Below are 12,732 nucleotides of genomic sequence, written 5' to 3'. Positions count from 1 at the left end.
GCTCCCTCATGTATCTCGACATCGAGATACATGGGCCGGGGGACGGAGACTGGGGATGCGGGGCGGTACGAAGACGGGGAAGGACCGGCCGCAGGGCCTGATGGGGCAGCTGCGCCGGCCTCCCGGCGGCCGGGACGCGCGCATCATGCTCCTCGCGCAGTTCCTGGACCGGTCCGGAACGGGCGTGTGGGCCGCGGGCTGCGTCCTCTACTTCACCTTCGTGGTCGGACTGGACGCCCGGCAGCTGGGCGTCCTGCTGGGCGCCGCGGGAGTCGCCGGCATCGCGGGCTCCCCCCTCGCCGGACACCTCGCGGGACGTTTCCCCGTGCGCCGGCTGCTGATCGCCGCCCACCTCCTGCGCCTGGGCACGCTCTGCGCACTGCTCGTCGTCACGCGCTACGAGGTGCTGCTGGCCGTCGTGGCACTCACCCACCTGGGTGACCGGGCCGCCAAAACGCTGGAGATGCTCTTCGCGACCCGCGTGGCGGGCGAGCGCCGCGCCACCTACCAGGCCCTCGCCCGCAGCTCCGCCAACGCGGGCTACGCGCTCGGCGCCGGCGTCGCCGCCATCGGGCTCGCTGTCGGCACCCGCCAGGCCTACCAGGCCCTGATCCTGGCCAACGCGCTCTCCTTCCTCGCGGCCGCGATCCTGGTCCGGCGCACCGGCGAGCCCCGCGAGCACGGGCGCGTCGCGGCCCGCGCCGGCGCCCCCGCGGACCCGCCGCCGGCCCCCTCCAGCCCGTGGCGCGACCGCGGCTACCTCCGGTTCGTCCTGCTCGACATCCCGATGAACCTGGACGACTCGATCCTGTCTGTCGGGCTGCCCCTGTGGCTGGTCACCCGCACCGACGCGCCGCACGCGCTCGTCCCCGCCTTCCTCGTGATCAACACCGTGCTCGTGGTCGCGCTCCAGCTCCGCGTGTCGGCGAGGGTCGGGCAGCCGCGTCAGGCAGCGGAAGCGGTGGCGGTGTACGGGCTCACACTGCTCGCCTGCACCGTGCTCCTCGCCCTGTCCACCGGAGCCGGAGCCTGGGCCGCCTCGGCCGGCCTGCTCCTCGCGGCGGTGCTCGGCACCGCGGCGGAGCTGATGCGTTCGGTGAGCTCCTGGGAGCTGGCGGTCTCCCTCGCCCCGGAGCGGGCGAGGGCGTCCTACCTGGGGGTGGCGGGGATGTCCCAGTCCGTGCAGAAGTCGGCGGGGCCGCTCCTGCTGACGGGCGCGGTCATGCCGGCCGGACCGGCGGGCTGGATCGCGCTCGGCGCTGCGGTCACGGCGCTCTCCGTCGTCCAGCGGCGTTCGGGTCTGCGGCGGCTGCGGGCGATGGAGGCGGGCACCCCCGAAACGGTGAAGCACCCCGCCTGACCTGGTCTTACGTAGCCTCGGCTCGCCCGCCGCGGCAACCGGCCCTACGATCGGATCGCCACGAATCGGAGGGGAAGCGTGCCGTTCGTGGCGCATGGGATCCGCGAAGACGGGAGACCAACGTGAGCGCCACCACGCGAAACCGCCCCGCCCGGATGCTCGCAGCCGGAGCCCTGTCCCTCGCCCTGCTGACCGCGGGAGCCGTGGGAACCGCGTCCGCCGCCGCGTTCCCGCCCCACCCGGCCGCGACGCAACCGGCGGGCGAAGTGAGCGTCAAGGCGAACCCGACCGACGTGAAGACCGGAGACAAGGTGACCTTCACCGGACGCACGAAGGGCGTGCCGATCGGCAGCAAGGTGGTCCTCCAGCACAAGTACGGCGCCAAATGGACGACCTTGCACGCCAGTACGACCGTCAAGCAGGGCTCCAGCTACTCGCTCGACACCACGTTCCGCACCAAGGGCACGGAGCAACTGCGGGTGATGGTGGCCGGCGCGACCTCGCCCAGCGTCACCGTGAACGTGTCCTGAGCCGGCGCAGCCGCCCGAGCCGCCGCGCCGCGCACGCCCGCAGTGCGCGGCGCCCGCCGCCCGGCGGCGACCAGGAGACCACCAGCGCGGCGAGCAGGACGGCAGCGGCCACCCCGCTCACCAGGAGACCGGCCCTCAGGCCCGGAGTGCGGTACGCGCAGGACACCCGGGACGCCCCCGGCCCCAGGGGCACGGCGATCAGCCCGGCGAGCCTGCCGGGAGCCTTCGCGGTCGCCCCGTCCAGGGAGCACCGCCAGCCCCGCACGGCGGGCACCGCCAGCAGCGCGGTACCGGTGGAGCGAGCCGGAAGAACGGCTTCGACGGAATGACCCGCGGCGGTGATGCGACGCGGGCCCGACGCCTTCGAACGGGCCACCGCCGCGCCGAGTGCGCCCCGGTCCAGGCAGCCCACGGGCGAGCGCGGGACGTCCTGGGCGCGGTCGCCGGTCAGCGTCAGCACCGCCTCGCCGCCCGCCGGGACCCTGCCCAGCGGCACCAGCCCGTTGTTCGTCATCGGGAACCAGCCCGAAAGCCGCCGCACCGAGCCGAGGGCGTCCAGGGTGCCGGAGAACCAGGGCACGTACGCGAACGCCGAGCTCCCCGGGGTGCAGGTGAAGGCGAACGCCCTCCGCGCGCCCCGCGGCAGCCGCCAGCCTCCGTCGGGCCGCTCGCCGGGCGCCGCGCCGCCCACCGGCCGGACGGCGGGCACCGCGTACACCCGCGCCCCCAGCACCTGTTCCTGACGGGCGAACACCGTGTCCGACGCGGGGGCCGGCGCGCCCTGCCGCAAGCTCACCAGCGGGACCGCGTCCGCGCTCCGCCGCACGAACCCGTCCGGGCCGCCGTGGTCGAGGTAGCTGCCCACGCCCATGACCGCCCGGCCGACCGGGTCCTCGAAGCCGACCGTGTGACGGCCCCCCATGTACCAGCCCGCACCCAGCCCGCGCAGCGTCCGCGCGGTCAGGGCGGGCAGGTAGCTGCTGTAGTACGAACCGCCCTGACCGCCCAGCAGGAGCGGGTCGTTGTCGGCGAACTCGTGCGGACCGGGCTCACTGCGCAGGGCCGGCCAGCGGTCCTGCGCCCGCACCGCCCGCCGCGCCGCCAGGGATTGCGCGTCCAGCGTCCGCTTCGGCCGCCACCACTCCTCCCGGTCCCGCTGCGCGGTCACCGACAGCACCGTGAACACCGTGGAGAGGAACACCGTGCCGATCAGCGCCCCCGTCACGGCGACGTGCACGACCCGGCCACGGCGCCGCGGCAGCGCCAGCAGGGCCACGAACACCGCGGCCCCCACCAGGGTCAGCGCCCAGGTGCCGGCGGTGAAGTACGGGCTGGGGCCGGCGACGACCAGCACCACGCCCAGCGCCCCGGCCCCCGCCAGCAGCTCCCGGGGCCGCGGCCGCGCGGCCAGGGCCAGCCAGGCCACGGCCACCAGCATCCCGGCGAGGGTGAACGAGGCCCGGTACGGTCCCCCGTTCGGCAGGGCCAGGCCGTGCCACAGCAGGATCGTCGGCGCCCACACGTAGGACAGCGCCACCAGCACGAGCAGCACGCACCAGGCGGCACGCTGCCTGCCCGGCACCCTCCGCATGAAGGGGTACGCGAGGACCAGCAGCAGCGGCAGCACGCCCACCGACACCTGCGGGCCGCTCGAATGGAAGCCGCCCGGCAGCAGGTGCGCGAGGTAGTCGCGCAGCAGGGGCGGCCCCGGGTACCCGGCCACGGGACCCGGCTGCGACGCCCGCGACGCCGGGAAGGTGACCGTCAGCACCGGGGCGACCAGCGCCACGCCGACCGCCGTCATCGACGCGGCCCGCAGCAGCACGCGCCGTCGGCCACTCCACGGCCGCCCGTCGAGCAGCAGCCTGACCACGAGCACCAGCAGCATCCCGAGGGTGGCCATCGCGGCGGTGTAGAAGTTGCCGGCCCACGACACGGCGACGAGCAGCGCGCCGAGCGCCCAGCGCCGCCCGTCCAGGCACCAGTCGTACGCGAAGCCGGTCAGCGGGAAGGCCACCAGCCCCCACATCCACATGGGATCGGCGAAACCGTTCGACACCGTCCAGGCACTGACGCCGTAGCCCACCGCCAGCGCCGCACGGGGCCACGGTGGCCCCGGCCGCAGCCGGCCCAGCCACACGGTCATCAGCGCGGTCGCCAGCCCGATGCTCAGCAGGGTGACGAGGAAGACCGGCAGCTCCACCCGGTCACGGGGGAACAGCGCGACGAGCCAGGAGAACGGGTTCATCAGGTACGTGAAGAAGTCCGCGAGGAACGGGACGCCGTAGCCGCTGCCCCAGTTGAAGAAGAGGTCCCCCTCGGTCTGGCCGCGCATCAGGTCCCACAGGTGGGCGTGGAACGGCACGAACTGGTTGCCCAGGTCGTTGACCGCCCGGGAGCGGGCCCCGAAGGGGTACGTCCCGTGCACGGCCATCGCCAGGCAGTAGGCCCCCATCGAGACCGCCGCCGAAGCCGCCGGTGCCACCACCCCGCCCCGGGGGCCGGACCTGCGCCCCGACCGCTGACGCTGCTCCTGGCCGGCGGTGGGAGAGGACGTCGTCAGCACCATGGCGTCAGACTCCCAGGCCGCGGACGCCTCGCGGTCCGACACCACCGTGGCGGCCGCGCGTCCGCCCGTCCGGCGGGAGCGGACGGGTGAACAACCGGTGACGGGAGCACCACCGGTGCCCGCGGCCGGGCTCGCAGGCTCAGGCGGGGACGGCCGCCGCGTCCACCATCCGCCGGAACGCCTCGGCGTCCCTGACGGCCGCCCCGCCCGGGTCGTTGTTGAAGTACGCGAAGACGTCGGCCCGCGCCGGCCAGGCGTCCGCGATCCGCCCGGCCCACGACCGCAACGCGCCGGGCCCGTACCGGGGCCACGGCTGCGCACGGCCCTCGTGGAACCGTACGTAGCCCCAGTCGGCGGTCCGCCACAGCGGGGTCACCGGCCGCGAATGCCGGTCCGCCCAGCACAGCGCGGCGCCCCGCTCGACGAGGACCGACCGGATCTCCTGCGTCCACCACGACTCGTGCCGGGGCTCCACCGCCACCCGCACACCGGCCGGGAAGCAGGCCAGGCAGGCGTCCAGGGTCCGGGCGTCCGCGCGCAGCGTCGGCGGTAGTTGGAGGAGCACGGGTCCCAGGCGGGGGCCGAGGCCGGCGCTGTGCGTCATCAGCCGGCGCACCGGCTCCTCGGGGTCGCGCAGGCGTTTGATGTGGGTCAGGAACCGGCTGGCCTTGACGGCCATCACGAAACCGTCCGCGGTCCGCTCGCGCCAGGCCGCGAAGGTCTCCGGGGCGGGCAGCCGGTAGAAGGCGTTGTTGTTCTCCACCGTGCCGAAATGCCGCCCGTACTCCTCCAGCCACAGGCGCTGGGGCACCTCCGGCGGATAGAAGGTCCCCGCCCAGTCCCGGTACTGCCAGCCGGACGTCCCGACGAACACGGGCATGGCCACCTCCGCTGACGACGGACCCCCTCCCGCGGCGCCTGCCCGGCGCCACCGCGGCGAAACCGCCCGGCGGCAGGGCCCCCGGGCGCGTTGACAGGGCGCGCGGCGCCGACGTATCCAGGAAGTGAGGGCCGGCCCCGTACGCACGGGCGGCTGTCCGCAACCGTCCGGCGGGACGGGGGGGAGTTCCCGCACCGGCGCGATCCGTGGGCCGCCCGCCGACGCGAAGGGAGCGGACCATGGCACGGTCGGTCGGCATCGACCTCGGAACGACGAACTCCGTCGTCAGCGTCCTCGAAGGCGGCGAACCCACCGTCATCCCCAACGCAGAAGGGGCCAGGACCACCCCCTCGGTCGTGGCCTTCGCCAAGGGCGGGGAGGTCCTCGTCGGCGAGGTCGCCAAGCGCCAGGCGGTCACCAACGTCGACCGCACGGCGCGCTCGGTCAAACGGCACATGGGCGACCCCCGCTGGCACTTCCCCGAACACGGGGACATCGACGGCAAGCGGTACACGGCGCAGGAGATCTCCGCGCGGGTCCTGCAGAAGCTCAAGCGGGACGCCGAGGCCTACCTCGGGGAGGACGTCACCGACGCCGTGGTCACCGTGCCCGCCTACTTCAACGACTCCCAGCGCACCGCCACCAAGGAGGCCGGCGAGATCGCGGGCCTGCGGGTCCTGCGCATCGTCAACGAGCCGACCGCCGCCGCCCTCGCCTACGGACTGGACAAGGCGAACGACCAGACGATCCTCGTCTTCGACCTCGGCGGCGGCACCTTCGACGTGTCCCTCCTGGAGATCGGCGAAGGGATCGTCGAGGTGAAGGCCACCAACGGCGACACCCACCTGGGCGGTGACGACTGGGACCAGAGGATCGTCGACCACCTCGCCAAGCAGTTCCAGAACGGCTACGGCATCGACCTGACCAAGGACAAGATGGCGCTCCAGCGGCTGCGCGAGGCGGCCGAGAAGGCGAAGATCGAACTGTCGTCCGCCACCGAGACGAACATCAACCTGCCCTACATCACTGCCTCCGCCGACGGGCCGCTGCACCTGGAGGAGAAGCTCACCCGCACCGGGTTCCAGCAGCTGACCGCCGACCTGCTGGAGCGCTGCAAGACCCCCTTCCACCAGGCCGTCAAAGACGCGAAGATCCAGGTCGGGGACGTCAACGAGGTCATCCTCGTCGGCGGCTCCACCCGGATGCCGGCGGTCACGGACCTGGTCAGGGAACTCACTGGCAAGGACCCCCACAAGGGCGTCAACCCGGACGAGGTCGTCGCCATCGGCGCCAGCCTCCAGGCCGGTGTGCTCAAGGGTGAGGTCAAGGACGTCCTGCTCCTCGACGTGACCCCGCTGTCCCTCGGCATCGAGACCAAGGGCGGCATCATGACCAAGCTCATCGAGCGCAACACGACCATCCCGACCAAGCGCTCCGAGACGTTCACGACGGCCGAGGACAACCAGCCGTCCGTGCAGATCCAGGTCTACCAGGGCGAGCGCGAGATCGCGGCGTACAACAAGAAGCTCGGCATGTTCGAACTGACCGGCCTGCCGCCGGCCCCGCGAGGCGTCCCGCAGATCGAGGTCACCTTCGACATCGACGCCAACGGCATCATGCACGTCACCGCGAAGGACCTCGGCACGGGCAAGGAACAGAAGATGACCGTCACCGGCGGTTCCTCGCTGCCGAAGGACGACATCCAGCGCATGGTGCACGAGGCCGAACAGCACGCCGAGGAGGACCGCCGCCGCAAGGAGGCAGCGGAGACCCGCAACCAGGCCGAGCAGCTCGTCTACCAGACGGAGAAGTTCCTCAAGGACAACGAGGACAAGGTCCCCGCCGACGTCAGGACCGAGGTCGAGGCGGCCGTCACCGAGCTCAAGGAGAAGCTCAAGGGCGAGAACAACACCGCTGAGATCCGTACGGCCACGGAGAAGGTCGCCGCGGTCAGCCAGAAGCTCGGCCAGGCGATCTACGCCGACGCCCAGGCGGCCCAGGCCGCGGGCGGCGCGGGTGACGCCGGCCAGGCCGGCCCCGATGCCGCCGCGGCCGACGACGACGTGGTCGACGCCGAGATCGTGGACGACGAGAAGCCGAAGGGAGACACGGCATGAACCGTCCTGCCGAGCCCCCGCGCCGGGAACGCCCCGACGCACCGGCGGTCGTCGTCCTCGGCGACCGGCGACGGACGGGCCCGCCCGCCCTGACGCCCGGCGCCCCCGGCGCCCCCGGCGGCCGCCCGGACCGCGCCGACCCCCCCGACGCGTCGGAACGGGCGGCGCTGCTCGCCGAACGCACGGCCGACCTGCAACGCGTGAAGGCCGAGTACGACAACTACCGCAAACGCGTCCGGCGCGACCGTCTCGCCGTCGGCGAGGCGGCCGTCTCCAACGTGCTCAGCGGGCTGCTGCCGGTCCTCGACGCCGTGGACGCCGCCCGCGCACTCGGTGAGACGGGCGAAGGCTTCGAGGCCGTCGCGCGCCTGCTCGAATCCCGCCTGGCCGCCCTCGGGCTGGAGCCCGTCGGCGAACCCGGCGACCCCTTCGACCCCCTCGTCCACGAAGCGGTCACCTCGGCCCCCGACCCGCTGCGCACCACCCCGACCTGCGCCCGGATCCTGCGCCCCGGCTACCGCGTCGGCACCCGCCTGCTGCGTCCCGCCCAAGTCGCGGTGGCAGTGCCCCTCATCGGCCGCGAGGCGCGGCACCCCTTCATTGACCGCGAGGCGCGTACATGATCACAGCCATACCGGCGAGGCAGACCAGGGCGCCGGTGATGTCGTAGCGGTCGGGCCGGTAGCAGTCGGCGACCATGCCCCAGGCGAGGGACCCCGCCACGAAGACGCCCCCGTACGCGGCGAGGATCCGGCCGAAGTTCGCGTCGCTCTGGAAAGTGGCGACGACTCCGTACAGACCCAGGGCCAGGAACCCGGCTCCGACCCAGAGTCGGCCCCGGTGCTCCCGCAGGCCCTGCCAGACCAGCCAGGCTCCGCCGATCTCAAGGAGGGCGGCCACGACGAACAGGGCGATGGAGCGGGCTACGGTCACGCCGCAGACTGTAACGGGAGGTAGCGGGCCGGGTTTGCGGGACCCGGGGGCGGGCACGCGCCAACGACGACACCGATGAGAGCACGGCCCCGAGTGGAGGCCCCCATGTCGACAAGCACGCTCATCGCGATCATCGTTCCCGTAGTGGTGGTCCTGATCGCCATCGCGGCCGGGCTCTGGCTGGTCTCGCGCCGACGGCACCTCCGGGAGCGGTTCGGCCCCGAGTACGACCGCACCGTCCAGGACGAGGGTGGCCGACTGGCCGCCGAGCGTGAACTGCGCGCCCGCGAGCAGCGCCACGAGGCGCTGGACATCAAGGAACTGCCCCCCGCGCGCCGGAGCCAGTACGCCGAGGAGTGGCAGGGCGTCCAGCAACGCTTCGTGGACCGCCCGGAGGGGGCGGTCGCCCAGGCGGACGAACTGGTGACGCGGCTCATGAGGGAGCGCGGCTACCCGACCGACGGGTTCGGAGAGCAGGTGCGCGACCTTTCGGTCGAGCACGGAAGCACGCTGGAGCACTACCGCGCCGCGCACGCGGTCAACGCGCGCAGCAGCGAAGGACAGGCGACGACGGAGGAGCTCCGCGGGGCGATGGTGCACTACCGCGCCCTGTTCCAGGAGCTGCTCGGTGACCAAGGAGGCCGATGACATGCAAGACCGCGACGAGACGCTCGGCCGGCCCGACGACGAGGGCGGCCTGACCACGGAGAGCCTCGCCCACCCGGGATCCGACGAGCGGAGCACCGCCGTCTATCCCGGTGAGGCGACGGGCGACCGTGACCTGGGCGCAGGCACGGGCGGGCGCACGGATGAGGACACCGGCGTGCGGGGCACGGCCGGGGACGACCTGAGGGAAGACGAACCCGCACGGGCGGACGAGGCGGACACGACGGCCGCCGGCACCCGGGAGGGCGCGGGCGCGGCGGGTGACACGGCGGACGAGCCGTTGCTCGCGGGCCCCGACGCGGAGGAGTTCCGCAGGCGCTGGGGCGAGATACAGGGCCGGTTCGTCGACGACCCGCAGGACGCGGTCAGGTCCGCCGACACCCTCGTCGCCGAGGTGATGCAGACGCTCGCCGGTACCTTCTCCTCCCACAAGCAGGAGCTGGAGGGCCAGTGGAGCAAGGGTGAGGAACCCGTGACGGAGGACCTGCGGATCGCGCTCCAGCGCTACCGCTCCTTCTTCAACCGCCTGCTCCACACCTGACCCGCAGATACGCCGAGGGGCCGGGGCGAATGCCCCGGCCCCTCGGCGCTGCCCGTCCGCCACCCGTCCGGCACTCCCGCGTCTAGTCCCGCCCGCGTCGGCTCCAGGCGAGGGCCGCTGCGCCGGCCCCGCCGAGCGTCGCGGCGGCGAGGGCGCCCCTGTGGCGCGTGGCCCACCACTGGAAGCTCCGCGTGCGCCCCGACCCGTCGAAGCGGCCGTGCGCCCCGAAGTCCCGCCGCTCGTCCGCGGGTTGCCACAGGTTGGCCGGCTCGTCGTCCCCCGCGGGGGTGTCGGTCTGCTGGGAGTCGAAGCCCGTACGCGCCAGGTACCGGTCGAGGAGCCCCGGTGCCACGGCGTTGGCCATCAGCGTCATCGCGGTACTGCCCCCGACCCAGTACTCCCGCCGCCGCGGGTGGTCCGCGGCGTACACGACGGCCCGGGCGGCGACCTCCGGCTGGTAGATCGGCGGCACCGGCCGCGCGCGCCTCGGCAGCCGCGACAGCACCCAGTCGAACTGCGGGGTGTTCAGCGCGGGCAGCTGCACCATCGTCGTGCGGACCCCGGTGCCCGAGGCGAGCAGTTCGCAGCGCAGCGCCTCGTGCCAGCCCTGGAGGGCGTGCTTGGCGCCGCAGTACGCGCTCTGCAACGGGATGCCCCGGTAGGCGAGCGCGGATCCGGCGTGGACGAGGGTGCCGCGGTCGCGGGGGAGCATGCGGCGCAGGGCCGCGTGGGTGCCGTACACGTACCCCAGGTAGGAGACCTCGGTGACCCGGCGGAACTCCTCCGGGCTGATCTCCGTGAACGGCGCGAACACCGAGGTGAAAGCGACGTTGACCCAGATGTCGAGGGGCCCGAACTCGTCCTCCGCGCGCTGGGCGGCGGCCTCGGCCGCCTCCGGGTCGGCGACGTCCGCTTCGATCGCGAGGGCTTTCGCGCCCAACGCCTCCACGTCCCGGACGGCCCCTTCCAGACCCGCCGCGCCGCGGGCGACCAGCGCCAGCCGGTCGCCGCGGGCGGCGAAGGCCCGGGCGACCGCACGCCCTACGCCGCCGCTGGCCCCGGTGACGACCACGACCCGGCCCGGCCCGGGGGAGGCGCTCACGACCGCTCCCCTTCCCGCTCGGACCCGGCCGCGGCGTCGTCCCCGCTGGTCCGGGCACGGTGGCTGGTGTCGCACCAGGGGTAGATCCGGCTCCGCCGGCAGGTGCACACGGCCACCACCGGGCGCTCGGAGCGCGCCGTGGAGCCGTCCCTGCGGGGCCGTTCCACGGGCCCTTCCAGCAGCTCGGGGCCGTCCGGCTCGATGATGTGGCGCACCGGCGTACCGGCCGGGGCGGGCGTCGGCTCCCCGGGTGCCGGGCGTGCCTGGGATCGCTTGGGGTTCATACGGTCCGCCTTGCCGGTCACCCGCCGCCGAAACCCGTTCGGCCGCGTGCGCCGGAAGTTTCGTCCGAGCCGCTTTCCGCCCCGTCCTGCGCGGCGTCCTCCTCCCGGACGCGTTCCTCTCCGGGGCGTCGGCGCGTGGACTCCTCCTTGCTCCGCCCGCGCGTGCGCCCGTCCTGCTCCGGGGCCTCGGCCACCTGCTCTTCGCGGCCGATCCCGGGCCGCTGGGCCTTGTCCTCCATGCCGCCGCCCGCTCCCGTAGGGCCCGTGCGTTCCGTACCGCTAGTGCCCGTGCGTTCCGTACCGCTCATCGTCTGCCTCCTCGTCGCCGGCGCAGGGTCCTCGCGGACCGTCCCCCTCCACCTACCCCGGGCGGCCGCCTCCGCACGCCGCGCCCCACCCGAACAGAGGGAGTGCCGGGCGGCGCAGCGGGTAGGCGCCGCGTATGTTCACTTCCGTGATCGACAGCACCGCCTCACTGCTGGCCCGCGGCTACGCCTGGCTGCCCGGTCTGCAGGAGCGCGCCGGCGAGGGACCGGTCGTCACCCGGCTCATGGGCCGGCGCACGGTCGTCCTCGACGGGCCCGGATCGGTGGAGTTCTTCTACGACGACGAGCGCGTCCTGCGGGAGGGCGCCCTCCCCGGGCCCGTCCTCGACACGCTGTTCGGCCGGGGCGCGGTGCACACCCTCGACGGAGTCCGCCACCGCGTCCGCAAGGACATGTTCGTCTCGCTCCTCATGACCGAGGGCGGCATCGCCGCGCTCACCGAACGCTTCACCGCGCGCTGGCCGCGCGCGGTGGCGGGCTGGCAGGGGCGCGAGGTGGTCCTGTTCGACGAAGTGGCCGCCGTCCTCGCCGGAGCCGTGTGCGACTGGGTGGGCCTGCCCCTCTCCGAGGGAGCCTCGCGCTCCCTGTCCGAGGACTGCGTGGCCACGGTCGACGGCTTCGCCACGGCCGGCCCCCGCCACTGGAAGGCGCGCCGCGCCCGGGCGCGGCAGGAGCGGGCCCTGGGCCGCGCGGTGACGGAGCTGCGCGGGGCCGCAGCCCCGGTCGCGTCCGACGGCCGGCCCCGTTCTCCCCTGACCGTGGTCGCCTGGCACCGCGACGCCGACGGCCACCTGCTGGACGCGCACACCGCAGCGGTGGAACTGCTCAACATCATCCGCCCCACGGTGGCCCTGTCCTGGTTCGCGGTCTTCGCCGCGCACGCCCTGCACAGCGCCCCCGTCCACAGGGAGCGGCTGCGCGGGGACGACGGGACGTACGCCCGGGCCTTCGCCCACGAAGTGCGCCGCTTCTACCCGTTCGCACCCTTCGTCGGCGGCCTCGCCGCCCGCGACCTGCGATGGCGGGACACGGAGGTCCCCCAGGGCAGTCTCCTCCTGCTGGACCTGTACGGGCGCAACCACGATCCGGACGTGTGGCCCGGCCCCTGCGACTTCGACCCCTGCCGTTTCGTCGGCCGCGAACCGCCGCCGAACGACCTCGTACCGCAGGGCGGCGGCGACGCCCGTACCGGGCACCGCTGCCCGGGCGAGGACATCGCCGTCGAGCTGCTGACGGCCATCGTGGGCGCACTCGTCGCGCTGGAATGCGAGGTCCCGGAACAGGACCTGACGATCCCGCTCCACCGCATACCGACCCGGCCGCGCAGCGGTTTCGTCGTCGCACGCGCGCGTACGGCGGTCCGCGCCGACGGAGTGCCGTCCCGGGGCCCGCGGGCCCCGCACCGGTGAAGCCGGAAACCACGA

General features: G+C 74.0%; 13 protein-coding genes. 7 read left to right on the top strand and 6 right to left on the bottom strand.

All coding sequences use genetic code 11. The features are described 5' to 3' along the window. Window positions 1-55: 55 nt before the first annotated feature. Both OG861_RS04500 and OG861_RS04495 read left to right on the top strand, forming a co-directional pair. Window positions 56-1,360, top strand: a complete 1,305-nt coding sequence (locus OG861_RS04500) for an MFS transporter (protein WP_330261282.1) — start codon at window positions 56-58, stop codon at window positions 1,358-1,360. A gap of 122 nt (window positions 1,361-1,482) precedes the next feature. After that, window positions 1,483-1,890: a hypothetical protein gene (locus OG861_RS04495; protein ID WP_329200282.1), complete on the top strand. Its 408-nt coding sequence runs from the start codon at window positions 1,483-1,485 to the stop codon at window positions 1,888-1,890. Here OG861_RS04495 and OG861_RS04490 read toward each other — a convergent pair. Both OG861_RS04490 and OG861_RS04485 read right to left on the bottom strand, forming a co-directional pair. Beyond that, entirely contained in the window at window positions 1,871-4,459 is a 2,589-nt protein-coding gene (locus OG861_RS04490; RefSeq protein WP_330261281.1) for a YfhO family protein, read from the bottom strand. The two genes, OG861_RS04495 and OG861_RS04490, sit on opposite strands and share 20 nt — an antisense overlap. A gap of 139 nt (window positions 4,460-4,598) precedes the next feature. Beyond that, on the bottom strand, window positions 4,599-5,339 hold the full coding sequence (locus tag OG861_RS04485) for a DUF72 domain-containing protein (RefSeq protein ID WP_329200285.1): 741 nt from the start codon (window positions 5,337-5,339) through the stop codon (window positions 4,599-4,601). Between the two features lie 239 nt (window positions 5,340-5,578). On the opposite strand from OG861_RS04485, the gene dnaK reads away from it, so the two are divergent. Then, window positions 5,579-7,456, top strand: a complete 1,878-nt coding sequence (gene dnaK / locus OG861_RS04480; RefSeq protein WP_330261280.1) for a molecular chaperone DnaK — start codon at window positions 5,579-5,581, stop codon at window positions 7,454-7,456. Beyond that, entirely contained in the window at window positions 7,453-8,079 is a 627-nt protein-coding gene (grpE, locus tag OG861_RS04475; protein WP_330261279.1) for a nucleotide exchange factor GrpE, read from the top strand. The genes dnaK and grpE overlap by 4 nt, the downstream gene beginning before the upstream one ends. Here grpE and OG861_RS04470 read toward each other — a convergent pair. Next, window positions 8,054-8,389, bottom strand: a complete 336-nt coding sequence (locus tag OG861_RS04470; RefSeq protein ID WP_329200290.1) for a YnfA family protein — start codon at window positions 8,387-8,389, stop codon at window positions 8,054-8,056. The two genes, grpE and OG861_RS04470, sit on opposite strands and share 26 nt — an antisense overlap. Before the next feature lie 105 nt (window positions 8,390-8,494). Between OG861_RS04470 and OG861_RS04465 the strand changes: the two genes are divergently transcribed. Beyond that, complete coding sequence (locus tag OG861_RS04465; protein ID WP_329200292.1) at window positions 8,495-9,037, top strand: hypothetical protein; 543 nt, start codon at window positions 8,495-8,497, stop codon at window positions 9,035-9,037. A gap of 1 nt (window position 9,038) precedes the next feature. Next, window positions 9,039-9,596, top strand: a complete 558-nt coding sequence (locus OG861_RS04460) for a hypothetical protein (protein WP_329200294.1) — start codon at window positions 9,039-9,041, stop codon at window positions 9,594-9,596. An 82-nt stretch (window positions 9,597-9,678) separates the two neighbouring features. On the opposite strand, the gene OG861_RS04455 is transcribed toward OG861_RS04460, so the two are convergent. Genes OG861_RS04455 through OG861_RS04445 form a run of 3 tightly spaced genes read right to left on the bottom strand, consistent with a single transcriptional unit; the run spans window position 9,679 to window position 11,221 of the window. Further along, window positions 9,679-10,698 carry an SDR family oxidoreductase gene (locus OG861_RS04455; protein ID WP_329200296.1) on the bottom strand — a complete coding sequence of 340 codons (1,020 nt, stop codon included), beginning with the start codon at window positions 10,696-10,698 and terminating at the stop codon, window positions 9,679-9,681. Beyond that, window positions 10,695-10,982, bottom strand: a complete 288-nt coding sequence (locus OG861_RS04450) for a CDGSH iron-sulfur domain-containing protein (RefSeq protein ID WP_329200298.1) — start codon at window positions 10,980-10,982, stop codon at window positions 10,695-10,697. Before OG861_RS04450 ends, OG861_RS04455 begins: the two co-directional genes overlap by 4 nt. A gap of 17 nt (window positions 10,983-10,999) precedes the next feature. Next, window positions 11,000-11,221 (bottom strand): hypothetical protein, encoded by a 222-nt coding sequence (locus OG861_RS04445; RefSeq protein WP_330261278.1) that lies wholly within the window; start codon window positions 11,219-11,221, stop codon window positions 11,000-11,002. A 215-nt stretch (window positions 11,222-11,436) separates the two neighbouring features. On the opposite strand from OG861_RS04445, the gene OG861_RS04440 reads away from it, so the two are divergent. Next, window positions 11,437-12,717, top strand: a complete 1,281-nt coding sequence (locus OG861_RS04440; protein ID WP_330261277.1) for a cytochrome P450 — start codon at window positions 11,437-11,439, stop codon at window positions 12,715-12,717. The last annotated feature ends 15 nt before the right edge of the window (window positions 12,718-12,732 follow it).

It is taken from the genome of Streptomyces sp. NBC_00539, assembly GCF_036346105.1.
In the GTDB taxonomy this organism is placed as follows: domain Bacteria; phylum Actinomycetota; class Actinomycetes; order Streptomycetales; family Streptomycetaceae; genus Streptomyces.
Note: the sequence above shows the minus strand (reverse complement) of the source record. Positions and strands in the feature narration are given on the sequence as shown.

Bases quoted from the DNA above. Each gene is read 5' to 3' on its own strand.
- OG861_RS04485 (WP_329200285.1), bottom strand. From the start codon at position 5,339: ATGCCCGTGTTCGTCGGGACGTCCGGCTGGCAGTACCGGGACTGGGCG.
- OG861_RS04460 (WP_329200294.1), top strand. From the start codon at position 9,039: ATGCAAGACCGCGACGAGACGCTCGGCCGGCCCGACGACGAGGGCGGC.
- OG861_RS04500 (WP_330261282.1), top strand. From the start codon at position 56: ATGCGGGGCGGTACGAAGACGGGGAAGGACCGGCCGCAGGGCCTGATG.
- OG861_RS04450 (WP_329200298.1), bottom strand. From the start codon at position 10,982: ATGAACCCCAAGCGATCCCAGGCACGCCCGGCACCCGGGGAGCCGACG.
- dnaK (WP_330261280.1), top strand. From the start codon at position 5,579: ATGGCACGGTCGGTCGGCATCGACCTCGGAACGACGAACTCCGTCGTC.
- OG861_RS04465 (WP_329200292.1), top strand. From the start codon at position 8,495: ATGTCGACAAGCACGCTCATCGCGATCATCGTTCCCGTAGTGGTGGTC.
- OG861_RS04445 (WP_330261278.1), bottom strand. From the start codon at position 11,221: ATGGAGGACAAGGCCCAGCGGCCCGGGATCGGCCGCGAAGAGCAGGTG.
- grpE (WP_330261279.1), top strand. From the start codon at position 7,453: ATGAACCGTCCTGCCGAGCCCCCGCGCCGGGAACGCCCCGACGCACCG.
- OG861_RS04490 (WP_330261281.1), bottom strand. From the start codon at position 4,459: ATGGTGCTGACGACGTCCTCTCCCACCGCCGGCCAGGAGCAGCGTCAG.